The organism is Longimicrobium sp. (assembly GCA_036377595.1).
In the GTDB taxonomy this organism is placed as follows: Bacteria; Gemmatimonadota; Gemmatimonadetes; order Longimicrobiales; family Longimicrobiaceae; genus Longimicrobium.
In genome coordinates this window covers 1-11724 of record DASUYB010000020.1, presented here as the reverse complement: position 1 = coordinate 11724, position 11724 = coordinate 1, and the positions used below count along the sequence as shown (strand labels likewise).

Here is an 11724-nt window from a genome sequence, read left to right as displayed (position 1 = left end):
CGAGCGCATCCTCTCGATCAGCGCGACCTGTCAGCAACAAGGAATTCATCCGCTCGACTTTGTAGCTCGCTCCATCGCAGCCCTGCGTGCTGGCACCCCCGCGCCCACGATTCTGCCGACCAACTGAACGGTTACGCCGCGGTTTTAACCGCCCCATCTCGGCACACGCCCGGGAAACACAGATCCAGAGCGAGACAATGCGAAAGTGCGCCGGACTCGGGCGAATCCGGCGCACTTCCGCACTCACGCGCTCACGCACTTCACCGCGCGCTCAGGTGGTGTTGTGGCACGCGATCTCGTGGCTGCACGTCATCGGACAGGTGTTCCAGCAGGTGCTCTGGCAGGTGTTGCCGGTGGCGCGCGCCTCCACGGTGCCGCCCTCCAGCCGCTCCTGCAGCCCCGCCACGAACGACTCCACCCGCAGGTGGTCGAAGTCCAGCCTGACCTTTCTCATCCGCTCCTCCGGGATCGGGATTGCACGCGACGCCTTCCGCCCCGGCTCAGGGCGGCGGGCAGGTGCAGGCGTCGCGCATGTCGCCGCGGCACGAGGTGAAGCAGCTCGGCTGGCCGCTGCCGCAGGGCCGCAGCGTGGCCTCGTTCGCCTCCACCGTGCCCACCGACTCCGTCGCGCGGTCGTCGGTCGCCCACGACTCGACGGCCAGGCGGTCCACGTCCAGCATCAGCTTCCGCATTGTCGAACCTCCGGTTGTGGTGAACACCGCCCGCGCGCCCGCTATACGGGGCAGGTGCAGGCGTCGCGCATGTCCGCGCGGCACGAGGTGAAACGGCTGACGCAGTGCTGCGTGGCCATCTGCGCGTGCACCGTCCCTTCCTCGACGGGGGTGGGTGCCTCGGTGGGGAACGACTCCACCGCGAGATCGTCCACGTCCAGCGACAGCTTCTGCATCCTTCCCTCCTTGCACAGGGTTGGCAATCGGCCGCCGCGCGGGTGGGCCCCGCCGGCGGGCGACCGGGGAGCCTCGGATCAGAGGGGCGGCGGGCAGGTGCAGTCCGGGCCGCCGGGATCGCACGAGGTGAAGCAGCTCGGTCCGGCGCAGGTGTATCCGACGCACGTCCCGCACGCGCCGGTCCGCGTGCCTTCGGCGGCCCGGATGGTGCCCTTCACCTCTTCGTCCGCACGCGAGGTGGGGAACGACTCCACCATGATCCCGTTCACGTCCAGCGCAAGCTTCCGCATCCTTCCCTCCGGGTTGGGGTGATCGCCGCCGTCAGCAGGTGCAGCGCGGCGGCCCGTCGGGGCACGAGGTGACGCGGGTCGCCACGGGCCCGCGCGTGGCGTCCGCCGCCGGGGCGGGCGCGGCGGTGGCGTAGCTCTCCACCTTCAGCGCGTCGGGGTCCAGCGTCTTCTTCGGCATCCTTCCCTCCTTTCGTGTGTGGGCGCGATCAGCAGGTGCAGTACGGCGGGCCGTTGGGACACGAGGTGCGAACGCTTGCCCTCGCCTGCGCCTCGGCGGCGGCTGCCACGTCGATCCTCGGCGTGGTGGCGAAGGTCTCGACCGCCAGCGCCTCGGGATCCAGCGTCTTCGTCGGCATCGCTCATTCTTCGTTCACGAGGTGGGGCAGCATACGCTCGCCTTCGGGCATCCCGAGGGCAGGCAGTCGCACCAGGGCCCGCCGGCGCACGAGGTGGCGCAGGTCTCGCACGGGTCGTACGAGGGGTGGCAGGTCACCGGCCCCCCCGAGCACACCTCGGTGTCCGCCGCGCCACGCACGGTCCCCGGCGCCGAGGCCGCCGGCGCGGTGGCGAACGACTCCACGCCGAGCGAGTCGACGTCCAGTCTCAGCTTCTTCATGGCTCAGTTCACCGGGCAGGTGCATCCCGGGCCGCCGGGGATGCACGAGGTGAAGCAGCTCACTCCGGCGCAGGTCTCTCCGCCGCAGCTGCCGCACTGGGCGGTTTTCACCGTGAACTCGGCCGCGTCCACGGTGCCCTTCAGCGCCTCGTTCGCGCCGGCGGTGGGGAACGACTCCACCGCCAGCCCGGCCACGTCCAGCAACAGCTTGCGCATCTCCGTCCTCCGGTCGTAAGTGAACATCCGCTCAGCAGGTGCAGTACGGCGGCCGGTTCACGCACGAGGTCGCGCCGCTGGCCCTGGCGTGCTCCACGACCGCGGCCACGTCCATCCTCGGCGTGGTGGCGAAGGTCTCGATGGCCAGGGCCTCGGGATCCAGCGTCTTCTTCGGCATCGTCCTTTCTCCTCCCGGTTTCACGCGTCGATGCAGCAGACGCTCGCCTTCGGGCATCCCGACGGCAGGCAGTCGCAGTACGGTCCGCCGGCGCACGAGGTGGCGCAGGTGTCGGACTCCTCGCACGAGGGATGGCAGGTGGGCCCCGGCGAGCACGTCTGCGTGATGATCTCCGCGCCGCGCACGGTACCCGGCGCATCCGCGGCAACCACCGTGGCGAACGACTCCACGGCGAGCGAGTCGACGTCCAGCCTCAGTTTTCTCATGGCTGGATCGGGCAGGTGCAGGCCACGTCGCCGGCGGCGCCCGCGCACGAGGTGAAGCAGGTGGCGCCCCTGCAGGTGGCGCAGTTGCCGCCGGTGCTGGTGGGCGCGAAGGCCGCGTGCACCGTTCCCGATGCCTCCTCCGCCTGCTTGCCGGTGGTGAAGCTCTCCACCGCCAGGCGGTCCAGGCTCAGCCGGATCTTGTTCATGGCGTCCTCCTCACAGGTGGATGCCCGCCCCGTCACGCGGGGATCGGGCAGGTGCAGTCGCCCACGCGGCCGCAGCTGGTGCGGCAGGTGTCGCCCCGGGTGCAGTACAGCTCGCGCGTGGCCATCGCCTCCGCGGCGTCGACCGTGCCGCCGAACGCGGGCGCCTCGGGGGCCACGGGGAACGACTCCACCGACAGGGTCTCCACGTCCATCCTGAGCTTCGGCATCTTCGCGTCCTCCCGTTTTCGAGGGTTGATGGAGATTACGCCGGGTGGCAGGTGCAGAATCCGCCCCCGCCGCACGACGTGTTGCAGGTGATCCCGCAGCTGGCCTGGCCGAACGACGTGGCCGCATGCCCCGCCACCGTCCCCGGCGAGGCGTGCGGCATCGAGGCCGTGGGGAACGAGGTGACGGAGATCGCGTCGGCATCGAGGTGCAGCTTCTTCATCACGATCCTCCACGCGGATGGCGTGAGCGCGGGCGCGGTGCCCGCGGAAACGGACGCGGGCGCCGGTGCCATCGTCGGCACCGGCGCCCGGTCAGGGGACGGTCGTCGCTCCACGCGCGGCCGGACAGCCGCAGGCGGGGATACACGCGCAGGTGGGGACGCGGACGAGCTTCCGCGCGTCCCGCGAATCTTCGTGCGTCCCGCTCCGCATCCGCATCAGATCCCCTCCCGATGCAGGGCTCCCGCCGCGCCGCGGACGCGCCCCGGCGGCACCGATCCGGACGCTCTCTCGACGGGTGGAGACGAGGTCCGCGCGGCACGGGCGGCGTTCGCGGCGGCGCCATTTCCTCCGCGCCGGGGCTCGCACGGGCGAGCGGGGCGGCGGAGCGCGGCGCTGTCGGTCATGGTGGGCGATGCGTGAAGGGTGACGCATCTTTCGCGCCCCCGCAAGATTCCATCTGTTCACATTTTTCCCGAAGCGGATGGGATCTTTGTCCCGGCGGGAAACCGCGCCCGCGGCGGCGGGGTACGGGCCGTTGCGCCGCCGCGGCGCGGCCGGATAGACTTCACGCCCCGGCCGCGCGACGGCCCGAACCTCACGCCCGACCGCCCGAGCCGCCGTGCCGAAGCCGAAGGTGCGCTTCCAGGAGACGCCCAACCCCAACGCGGGGAAGTTCACCGTCGGCCGCACGCTGGTGGAGGGGCGGCGCGGGGTGACCTTCGCCTCGCCCGACGCGGCGGCGGGCGACGCGCTGGCCGAGCGGCTCTTTGCCGAGCCGGGCGTGGCCTCCCTCTTCGTGGTGGCGGACTTCGTCACGGTGACGAAGGAGGCGGGTGCGGCGTGGGCCGACCTGGCGCCGCGCGTGCAGGCGGCGCTCCGCGAAGTGCTCTGAATCCCCCGAAGCAGTCGTAGATGACGATGGCCACGACCCTGCACGAGATCGCCGGCACCGACGCGCCGCTCCCCTTTCCCGACGACCCGCACGGCCGCCGGCGCGAGCGCTTCCTGGAGGCGCTGGGCGGCGGCGTGGCCGTGCTCTGCTCGGCGCCCGAGCTGATCAAGTCGCGCGACACCGAGGTGCTGTACCGCCAGGACAGCGACTTCTTCTACCTGACCGGCTTCCGCGAGCCCGGCGTGGCGGTGCTCACGCCGCACGACCCCGAGCACCGCTTCACCCTGTTCGTGCGCCCGCGCGACCGCGAGCGCGAGACCTGGAACGGCCCGCGCGCCGGCGTCGAGGGGGCGAAGGAGCGCTTCGGCGCGGACGCGGCGTACCCGCTGGAGGAGCTGGAGACGCGCCTCAAGCCGCTGCTGGAGGCGGCCGGCGCCATCTGGTACGCGCTGGGGAGCGACGAGGAGATGGACCGGCGGCTCGTTCCCTGGATCCGCGAGTGGCGGCTGCGCCGCGCGCGCACCGGGAAGGGCCCGTCGGACGTGATGGACCCCGCGGGGATCCTGGACCCGATGCGCGTGGTGAAGGAGCCGGCGGAGGCCGATCTCGTCCGCCGCGCCTGCCAGCTCTCCGCGCAGGCGCACGTCCGCGCGATGCGCGCGGTACGCCCGGGGATCGGAGAGTGGGAGCTGGCCAACGTGGTCGACTCCACCTTCCGCGCCGCGGGGCCCGACGCGGGGCCGGCGTACCCCTCCATCGTCGGCGCGGGCGCGAACGCCACCATCCTGCACTACGTGCTCAACCAGCGCCGCGCGGAAGAGGGCGAGCTGGTGCTGATCGACGCCGGCGCCGAGTGGGGGATGTACTGCGGCGACATCACCCGCACCTTCCCCGTCTCCGGCCGCTTCACCGCGCCGCAGCGGCGGGTGTACGAGGCCGTCCTGCGCGCCGAGGAGGCGGCGATCGCGATGGTGCGGCCGGGGGTGACGATCGCCGAGATCCACGACGCAACGCGGCTGCGGCTGGCGGAGGAGATGGTGGAGCTCGGCCTGCTGCAGGGAGATCCGCAGGAGCTGATCGACGGGGAGGAGTTCAAGCGCTACTACATGCACCAGACCAGCCACTGGCTGGGGCTGGACGTGCACGACGCCGGCGACTACCGCGCCCGCGGCGGCGACTGGCTGCCGCTGCGCCCGGGGATGATCTTCACCATCGAGCCCGGCATCTACATCCCCGCCGACGCGGAGGGCGCGCCGGCGGAGCTGCGCGGCATCGGCGTGCGCATCGAGGACGACGTGCTGGTGACGGAGGACGGGCACGAGGTCCTGACCCGCGGCGTCCCCGTCGCCCCGGAGGAGATCGAGGCGCTGGTCGGCGCCGACGCGGGGTGACCTGAATCCAGAAAAAGATTTATCTCACGCAGAGTCAGCAGGGTCAGCAGAGAACTGAGCTGTTCTCTCTGCTGACCCTGCTGACTCTGCGTGAGACTTTTCTGTTTCTTCTCCCCTCAGCAGAGCGACGTCTGCGGGCAGGAGATCGCGGTCGCCGGGCGTGTGGAGCACACGTACGCCGAGGTGGGGCACTGGCAGGTGTTCCACGAGGTGCACGGGCGCTCGGCCGCGTGCACCGTCCCCGCATCGCGGCGCTCGGCGCCGCCGGCGGCGAACGAGTCCACCGCCAGCCGCTCGAGCGAGAGGTCGAGCTTCTTCTTCATCGCGGCCTCCTTTCGTCAGCAGTCGAAGGTCCGCGGGCACGAGTAGCGCGTGGCGGCGATGGTGCCGCACGCCCACAGCGAGGTGGGGCACTTGCAGGTGGCCGGTGCGGTGCAGTCGGCCTCCCGCGCCTCCACCGTCCCGAGGTCGGGCGCGGCATCGGCGGTCTCGAAAGAGCTGACCGCCAGCGCGTCGAGCTTCAGCGTCTTCTTCTCCATCCTTCCCTCCGGTTGGCGTGGGTTCACGGACCTACGCGCACATGCAGGTGGGACTCACCTCGGTGGGGAAGGAGTCACAGGTGTCGCCCGCCCACGTGTAGTCGCACGAGTAGTTGGTATCGCGCGGCTCGCACGCCCAGCGCCCCGTGTCGCACGGGCACGTGGCCACGGACGTGCACGGCGCGCGGCCGGCCACGGTCCCACGGTCCCCGTCCGCGCGGCCGGTGGGGAAGCCCTGCACGCGCAGCGAGCCGGGGTCCAGCCTGAGCTTCTTCATCGCGTCACTCCTCGTCGGGTGCAGACGGCTACACCGTGCAGCTGTTGTTGGCCGTGTAGTCGCACGAGTAGATAGTGAACGGGCCGGTGCCGCAGTTGTAGTACGCGGTGGGGCACAGGCACGTCCCCCGGCAGGTGCATCCCCTGGCCGCCGCGTACTCGTCCAGGTGCGCGCGCACGGTCCCCCGCCCGCCGTCGTCCGCCGCCGTGGGGAAGCTGTCGACGGAGAGCGTGTCGAGCTCCAGCTTCTTCCTCCGCATCGTCTCCTCCCATCTCCCTGCGTACCGGAAAGGAAGACGGGTGGGGCGGCGATGCGCCCCTCCCGTCCGCGGCCGTCCTACCAGGTGACCGGGCAGCTTCCGTTGTACGTGTAGTCGCACGAGTAGATGGTGTACGGCCCGGTGCCGCAGTGGTAGTACGCCGTCTTGCACAGGCAGCTGTAGAAGCAGGTGCAGGGCGCGTACTCCGGCGGCGTGGGCTGGGGATCCACCTCGTGCGCGTGCACGGTGCCCTCGCCCTTCGCGGCGCTGCTGGTGTCGAAGCTGTCCACCGCCAGCGCGTCCAGGTCCAGCTTCTTCTTCGCTCTCATCTCGTTTTCTCCCTCTCCCGGGTTCGTCAGCACTCCTCGGTTTCCATGCAGACAGGGTACGACGGGCAGCCGACCCAGCTGCATCCGCAGCTCTCGTCCTGGGTGTCGTACGCGCAGCTCGCGTTCTCCGTGTACGCGCACGAGATCACCGTGGCCATCACCGTGGCGCAGTAGTACGCGTTGGTGGGGCACGGGCAGCTGTCCACGCAAGTGCAGTCGTCGCCCGCGCCGCGCACCGTCCCGCGTTCCTTCGCGCGGACGCCGGTGGTGGGAAACGAGTCGACGTCGAGCGATTCCAGCTTCAGCTTCTTGCGCACGCTGCCTCCTTGCGGGTGGAGATGGGGTGACGGTGCCGGCCGCCGTCAGCTCGTGACCGGGCAGGCCCTGGTGTAGACGCAGCTCTCGTTGTTGGTGTAGGTGCACGAGTACAGCGTCTGGTAGCCGTCGCCGCACCAGTAGTAGGCGCTGGGGCACACGCAGGTCTTGGCGCAGGTGCAGTCGAAGTACTGCGGCGCGTCCGAGTCTTCGCGCGCCTGCACCGTGCCGCGCGCGTCCGCGGCGTTGTCGGTGGTCGACCAGGAGTCGACCGAGAGTCCGTCCAGCTCCAGCGTCAGCTTGCGCTTCATCGCCGCGTCTCCTTTCAGGCCGTGGGGCAGGTCTGCGTGTAGTAGCAGCTCGCGTTCTGGGTGTAGTGGCACGAGTAGATGGTGTTGACCGGGTTGGTGTTGCAGTAGAAGTACGCGCTGGGGCAGGCGCACGAGGCCTTGCAGGTGCAGTCGTCCACCGCCCCGTGCACCGTGCCGCGCGCGGGCCCGGCCTCCGCCGTCGGGAAGGAGGCCACGGAGAGCGCGTCCACGTCCAGGCTCAGCTTCTTCCTCATCGGTCCACCTCCGGAACGTGCGAAGGGGTGCGGGCCCGTCCGGGCCCGCACCCCTCTCGCCGTGTCACGACGTCGTCAAGCAGCTGGCGTTGTGCGTGTAGTCGCACGAATACACCGTCTCCGCGATGTCCGCGCACCAGTAGATGGCGCTGGGACAGACGCAGGTGCGCCAGCAGGTACACGCCGCCTGCGCCTGCACGGTGCCGCGGGGCGCCTCGTCGCCCCGCCCGGTGTCGAACGAGCTCACCGTGAGCCGTTCGGGGTCCAGCGTGAGCTTCTTGCGCATGCGCCGCCTCCCGTGCATGAGTGTTCGCGGCCGCGCCGTCTGCACGGGCGGTGCGGACCCGCCTCTGTTACACGTTTACGGTCAACAATAATCCACTTCGCGAGACGGCGCAACGTGCGCGTTGGACAATTTGCGCCTGTGCTGAAAACGCCAATGATCACGCAGATTTTCCTTCTTCTCGATGAAGAGATGATGCCAATCGGGAGATACGGATCGGCCGTTCTTACGCGAATGAGATCCGTTCACTTGGCGCCTGCGAGGGAAGGATGATCGGTCGCCGCCACGTGCCGGTGGGGAAGGTGGAGAGGAACGGCTTCCGCTGGCGCGGCACCGAGGTGTCGCGGCTGGAGGCGCTCAGCGACGCCGTGTTCGGCTTCGCCATCACCCTGCTGGTGGTGTCGCTCGAGGCGCCGCGCACCTACGCGCAGCTGATGGACACCATGCGCGGCTTCGGCACCTTCGCCGCGTGCTTCGCGCTCCTCTTCCTGGTCTGGCTCCACCAGTACCGCTGGTTCCGCCGCTTCGGGCTGGAGGACGGCGTCACCATCCTGCTGAACGCGCTGCTGCTGTTCGTGATCGTCTTCTTCGTCTATCCCCTGAAGTTCGTGTTCGGCCTGGTGGTGGGGCAGCTCATGGGACTGGGAAGCGTGGCGCGGCTGCCGGACGGGCGCGTGGTGGAGGTCTTCACCGCGCGCGGGCAGGGCGCGTCGATGATGCTGGTGTTCGGCGCGGGTTACGTGGCCGTGTTCCTCCTCTTCGCGCTGATGTACGGCCACGCCTACCGCCGGCGCGACGCGCTGGAGCTGGACGAGGTGGAGCGCTACGAGACGCGCGACAACATCCGCGAGACGCTGCTGAACGTGGCCATCGGCATCACCTCGATGCTCGTGTCGGTGTGGCTGGGCGCGCAGTGGGGCGGGGTGACGTACATGATGACGGGGCCGGCGATGACCGTGCACGGCTTCATCTCCGGCGCGGGACGGAAGCGGCTGGACCGCCGCCTGGCCGCCGAGCGCGCGGCGTCGCCCTGATCCCTTCGGAGGGCGCGAACCTCGGAGACGGCTGTCATGTCATATCAGGCGCTTGCTCCGGCTCCCGCCGCTGGAGCCGGGCCGTCTGCGGCGACTGATCTGCCACCCTTGGGGTGAACGGCACAGGGCCGCGCGATGCGTCGCGCGGCCCCGTTCGGCGTGGCGGACGTACCGCGATGGTCAGCGCGTGACCGGGCAGGTGTAGTTGGTGGAGCAATAGAGCCCGAAGGAATCCAACAGAAAGGCGCCCTGGTGCCCCATCACGGTGCCCGAACCCTTCGCGGCGCCCCGATCGGTCGCGAACGTCTCCACCGCCAGCGCGTTTACGTCCAGCGTCAGCTTGGCCATGCATCCTCCAAAGGGAGTGGGTGAGTCGTTCACCGGGCCGGGTTTCGGGCCGGCGCCCCGGAGGATACCGGGCCTGCCCGCTGTCGTCAATATGTGTCTGGAAAAGATCAGTATGACCCCTATCCCAACGCCCGGCGCTGCGCGCCTGTATGGCTTGGTGGAGCGGCTCCGCGGTGCGGGCCGCGGAACCCATCAAGCCACGGAGGCTGTCATGAAGGCTCTCGTCATCGCCCTGGCGCTCGCCGCCGCGCCCGCGGCGCTCCACGCGCAGAGCGGCCGCGCGAACCTCCGCCACGAGCACGCGGTACGGCAGTGTATCCGCGACCGCGCCGAGGGCGTGCGCGACCGGCGGGAGGACCGCCGCGATCGCCGCGAGGACGTGCGCGACCGCGCGGAGGACCGGCGGGATCGCCGGGAGAACCGCTGGGACCGGCGCCACCACGGCGGCGTTGGCGACCGGCTGGAGAACAGGGCCGACCGCCGCGAGAACCGCATCGACCGGCGCGAGAACCGGCGCGACCGCCACGAGGACGTCCGCGACCGCACCGAGGACCGGTGGGACCGGCGGCACGGGTGCTCGTCGCGGTGAGAAGTGCTGAGTGCTGAGACGACGGTGGCGGGCGGGCGTCGCACTGTGCGAGGCCCGTCCGTTTTCATTTGCGGATCACGACCGGTCCGATTCTGCCGGATCGCCGGACGCGAATCTCCGCGCGCCGGGCGAGGCTCGCACGTGAGTGCGTGAAATAGCGGCGGGCGGGCTTCGCGTGGTGCGAGGCCCGCCTGCCGGACTTTCCATCTCCGTTCAGCAGTAGATGCCGCAGGTCTGGCAGAGGGACCAGAAGCAGTCCGACAGCGGCTTGGACGCGATCTGCTCCGCGGCGTTCGCGTGGACGGTGCCGGCCTGCGGCTCCGGCGTCTCGGCGGCCTCGAACGACTCGACCGCCAGTTTCTCGATCTCCAGCTTCACCTTGTGCATGGTCGGCTCCTCGTGACGGGATCAAGGCTGTGCGAACGGCCGGCGCTCAGCCGCAGCGCCCGTGCCACGCGCCGCTACCTGAACGCGCGGATCGCGATCCACATCACCAGTGCCCAGGCGGTGAAGCCCGCCGCGTACCAGAGCGCCACGGCCCCGCGGTCGTCCCACCGGAATGCGAAGAACGCCAGCGACATCGCCAGCCCGCCGAGCGCCCACACCAGCAGCCACACGTACGAGCAGTGCGACAGCCACGGGAACTCCGGCTTCTCGGCCGGCACCGGCCGCTTGAAGTGGACGTCGACCGAGGCGACGCCGTGCTTCGCCGCGGGCGCCGCCACGCCGGGCGGGGCCGTGGCGGGCTCGAGGGTGATCCGCGGCGTCCGCGGCGCGTTCGCGAACGTGCTCGGGTTCGGCGCGGGGAGGTCGTCCTGCCACTCGCGGAAGCCTCGCTTGTACGCCATCAGCATGGCGCCCGTGGCGGCGAGCACCGCGAAGAGCACGATCCCGGCGATGGACTGAAGGGGCAGTCCGGTCATGGGGGGAAACCTCGTTTCAGGGCGGCATCATCGGGGGTCCATCACCACGCACGAATACATGCACACACTGGATTGGAGGGACAAGATTCACATTCGCGCCGGACCGGGGGATCGCATCCGCCGGCTTCGCCGGGGTTGCGCGCGCGGCGCTGCCGCATAGATTCCGTGCTGCACGCCCGATGGGCGCGCCGAGGATGGATTTGCGACCGCTTGCGACCTCGTAAAAAAACGCTAAAGAGTCGGGATGGGCCCACCGCCGGGACAACCCGGGCCCCTGTGATCCCCGCACTCCAGCCGAGTCGCGGGGCTTTTTGTATTCGAAAGATCCGAACGACCGATGTCCGATCTCACCTCGCCCTACCTGTCCGCGCTCGCCGAACGCGTGCTCGTGTTCGACGGCGCCATGGGCACCTCCATCCAGCGCTACGACCTCTCCGCCAGCGACTTCGGCGGCGAGCGGCTGGAGGGGTGCAACGACTATCTCGTCATCTCCAAGCCGCGGGTCATCGAGGAGATCCACGCCTCGTACATGGAGGCCGGGTGCGACGTGCTGGAGACGGACACCTTCCGCTCCAACCGCCTGACGCTGCGCGAGTACGGGCTGGAGAACGACGTCCGCGAGATCAACGTGGCCGCCGCCTCGCTCGCCCGCCGGGTGGCCGACCGCTTCGAGGCCCGGGACGGGCGCAAGCGCTTCGTCGCCGGGTCGATCGGGCCCAGCGGCTTCCTCCCGTCGGCATCCGATCCGACGCTCGGAAACATCACGCTGGCCGAGCTGGTGCCGGTGTTCGCCGAGCAGGCGCGCTGGCTGATCGAGGGCGGCGTGGACGTGCTGCTGATCGAGACCAGCC

30 protein-coding genes are annotated in these 11724 nt (G+C 70.3%); 5 read left to right on the top strand and 25 right to left on the bottom strand.

Features of this window, described 5'->3' with window-relative positions; translation table 11 throughout:
* Positions 1-271: 271 nt before the first annotated feature.
* From VF092_03615 to VF092_03555, 13 genes are all read right to left on the bottom strand, one after another.
* Complete coding sequence (locus VF092_03615; protein HEX6746379.1) at positions 272-454, bottom strand: hypothetical protein; 183 nt, start codon at positions 452-454, stop codon at positions 272-274.
* 46 nt (positions 455-500) lie between these two features.
* The gene (locus tag VF092_03610) at positions 501-692 is read right to left on the bottom strand and encodes a hypothetical protein (GenBank protein ID HEX6746378.1); all 192 of its coding nucleotides are present in this window, start codon (positions 690-692) and stop codon (positions 501-503) included.
* Positions 693-733: 41 nt separating this feature from the next.
* Positions 734-907, bottom strand: a complete 174-nt coding sequence (locus VF092_03605) for a hypothetical protein (protein HEX6746377.1) — start codon at positions 905-907, stop codon at positions 734-736.
* Between the two features lie 78 nt (positions 908-985).
* Positions 986-1198: a hypothetical protein gene (locus VF092_03600; GenBank protein ID HEX6746376.1), complete on the bottom strand. Its 213-nt coding sequence runs from the start codon at positions 1196-1198 to the stop codon at positions 986-988.
* A 31-nt stretch (positions 1199-1229) separates the two neighbouring features.
* On the bottom strand, positions 1230-1376 hold the full coding sequence (locus tag VF092_03595) for a hypothetical protein (GenBank protein HEX6746375.1): 147 nt from the start codon (positions 1374-1376) through the stop codon (positions 1230-1232).
* 28 nt (positions 1377-1404) lie between these two features.
* The gene (locus VF092_03590; protein ID HEX6746374.1) at positions 1405-1554 is read right to left on the bottom strand and encodes a hypothetical protein; all 150 of its coding nucleotides are present in this window, start codon (positions 1552-1554) and stop codon (positions 1405-1407) included.
* A 14-nt stretch (positions 1555-1568) separates the two neighbouring features.
* Positions 1569-1814, bottom strand: a complete 246-nt coding sequence (locus VF092_03585) for a hypothetical protein (GenBank protein HEX6746373.1) — start codon at positions 1812-1814, stop codon at positions 1569-1571.
* 3 nt (positions 1815-1817) lie between these two features.
* Positions 1818-2030, bottom strand: coding sequence for a hypothetical protein (locus VF092_03580; protein HEX6746372.1), 213 nt, complete (start codon positions 2028-2030; stop codon positions 1818-1820).
* A gap of 31 nt (positions 2031-2061) precedes the next feature.
* Positions 2062-2208 (bottom strand): hypothetical protein, encoded by a 147-nt coding sequence (locus tag VF092_03575; protein ID HEX6746371.1) that lies wholly within the window; start codon positions 2206-2208, stop codon positions 2062-2064.
* Positions 2209-2228: 20 nt separating this feature from the next.
* Complete coding sequence (locus VF092_03570) at positions 2229-2474, bottom strand: hypothetical protein (protein ID HEX6746370.1); 246 nt, start codon at positions 2472-2474, stop codon at positions 2229-2231.
* Positions 2471-2680 (bottom strand): hypothetical protein, encoded by a 210-nt coding sequence (locus tag VF092_03565; protein ID HEX6746369.1) that lies wholly within the window; start codon positions 2678-2680, stop codon positions 2471-2473. The genes VF092_03570 and VF092_03565 overlap by 4 nt, the downstream gene beginning before the upstream one ends.
* Positions 2681-2712: 32 nt before the next feature.
* The gene (locus VF092_03560; GenBank protein HEX6746368.1) at positions 2713-2907 is read right to left on the bottom strand and encodes a hypothetical protein; all 195 of its coding nucleotides are present in this window, start codon (positions 2905-2907) and stop codon (positions 2713-2715) included.
* A 35-nt stretch (positions 2908-2942) separates the two neighbouring features.
* Complete coding sequence (locus VF092_03555) at positions 2943-3128, bottom strand: hypothetical protein (GenBank protein HEX6746367.1); 186 nt, start codon at positions 3126-3128, stop codon at positions 2943-2945.
* Positions 3129-3748: 620 nt separating this feature from the next.
* On the opposite strand from VF092_03555, the gene VF092_03550 reads away from it, so the two are divergent.
* The gene (locus tag VF092_03550; GenBank protein HEX6746366.1) at positions 3749-4021 is read left to right on the top strand and encodes a NifU N-terminal domain-containing protein; all 273 of its coding nucleotides are present in this window, start codon (positions 3749-3751) and stop codon (positions 4019-4021) included.
* A gap of 20 nt (positions 4022-4041) precedes the next feature.
* The gene (locus VF092_03545; GenBank protein ID HEX6746365.1) at positions 4042-5412 is read left to right on the top strand and encodes an aminopeptidase P N-terminal domain-containing protein; all 1371 of its coding nucleotides are present in this window, start codon (positions 4042-4044) and stop codon (positions 5410-5412) included.
* 116 nt (positions 5413-5528) lie between these two features.
* Here the strand turns inward: VF092_03545 and VF092_03540 are convergent, their stop codons facing one another.
* From VF092_03540 to VF092_03500, 9 genes are all read right to left on the bottom strand, one after another.
* Positions 5529-5735, bottom strand: a complete 207-nt coding sequence (locus VF092_03540; GenBank protein HEX6746364.1) for a hypothetical protein — start codon at positions 5733-5735, stop codon at positions 5529-5531.
* Positions 5736-5750: 15 nt separating this feature from the next.
* On the bottom strand, positions 5751-5951 hold the full coding sequence (locus VF092_03535) for a hypothetical protein (protein HEX6746363.1): 201 nt from the start codon (positions 5949-5951) through the stop codon (positions 5751-5753).
* A 31-nt stretch (positions 5952-5982) separates the two neighbouring features.
* Entirely contained in the window at positions 5983-6228 is a 246-nt protein-coding gene (locus tag VF092_03530; GenBank protein ID HEX6746362.1) for a hypothetical protein, read from the bottom strand.
* 28 nt (positions 6229-6256) lie between these two features.
* On the bottom strand, positions 6257-6487 hold the full coding sequence (locus VF092_03525) for a hypothetical protein (GenBank protein HEX6746361.1): 231 nt from the start codon (positions 6485-6487) through the stop codon (positions 6257-6259).
* Positions 6488-6564: 77 nt separating this feature from the next.
* On the bottom strand, positions 6565-6816 hold the full coding sequence (locus VF092_03520; protein ID HEX6746360.1) for a hypothetical protein: 252 nt from the start codon (positions 6814-6816) through the stop codon (positions 6565-6567).
* A 26-nt stretch (positions 6817-6842) separates the two neighbouring features.
* On the bottom strand, positions 6843-7133 hold the full coding sequence (locus VF092_03515) for a hypothetical protein (protein ID HEX6746359.1): 291 nt from the start codon (positions 7131-7133) through the stop codon (positions 6843-6845).
* A 45-nt stretch (positions 7134-7178) separates the two neighbouring features.
* Complete coding sequence (locus tag VF092_03510; protein HEX6746358.1) at positions 7179-7442, bottom strand: hypothetical protein; 264 nt, start codon at positions 7440-7442, stop codon at positions 7179-7181.
* 14 nt (positions 7443-7456) lie between these two features.
* Positions 7457-7696: a hypothetical protein gene (locus tag VF092_03505; GenBank protein ID HEX6746357.1), complete on the bottom strand. Its 240-nt coding sequence runs from the start codon at positions 7694-7696 to the stop codon at positions 7457-7459.
* 64 nt (positions 7697-7760) lie between these two features.
* Positions 7761-7982: a hypothetical protein gene (locus VF092_03500; protein HEX6746356.1), complete on the bottom strand. Its 222-nt coding sequence runs from the start codon at positions 7980-7982 to the stop codon at positions 7761-7763.
* Between the two features lie 266 nt (positions 7983-8248).
* Between VF092_03500 and VF092_03495 the strand changes: the two genes are divergently transcribed.
* Positions 8249-9013, top strand: coding sequence for a TMEM175 family protein (locus tag VF092_03495; protein HEX6746355.1), 765 nt, complete (start codon positions 8249-8251; stop codon positions 9011-9013).
* A gap of 180 nt (positions 9014-9193) precedes the next feature.
* On the opposite strand, the gene VF092_03490 is transcribed toward VF092_03495, so the two are convergent.
* Positions 9194-9361: a hypothetical protein gene (locus VF092_03490; protein ID HEX6746354.1), complete on the bottom strand. Its 168-nt coding sequence runs from the start codon at positions 9359-9361 to the stop codon at positions 9194-9196.
* A gap of 211 nt (positions 9362-9572) precedes the next feature.
* On the opposite strand from VF092_03490, the gene VF092_03485 reads away from it, so the two are divergent.
* Positions 9573-9950, top strand: coding sequence for a hypothetical protein (locus VF092_03485; protein HEX6746353.1), 378 nt, complete (start codon positions 9573-9575; stop codon positions 9948-9950).
* Between the two features lie 213 nt (positions 9951-10163).
* Here the strand turns inward: VF092_03485 and VF092_03480 are convergent, their stop codons facing one another.
* Together VF092_03480 and VF092_03475 are read right to left on the bottom strand one after the other, a co-directional pair.
* Complete coding sequence (locus tag VF092_03480; GenBank protein ID HEX6746352.1) at positions 10164-10337, bottom strand: hypothetical protein; 174 nt, start codon at positions 10335-10337, stop codon at positions 10164-10166.
* Between the two features lie 74 nt (positions 10338-10411).
* On the bottom strand, positions 10412-10873 hold the full coding sequence (locus tag VF092_03475; GenBank protein ID HEX6746351.1) for a hypothetical protein: 462 nt from the start codon (positions 10871-10873) through the stop codon (positions 10412-10414).
* 337 nt (positions 10874-11210) lie between these two features.
* On the opposite strand from VF092_03475, the gene VF092_03470 reads away from it, so the two are divergent.
* Positions 11211-11724 (top strand): homocysteine S-methyltransferase family protein (locus VF092_03470; GenBank protein HEX6746350.1); only part of this gene is annotated, 514 nt, incomplete at its 3' end.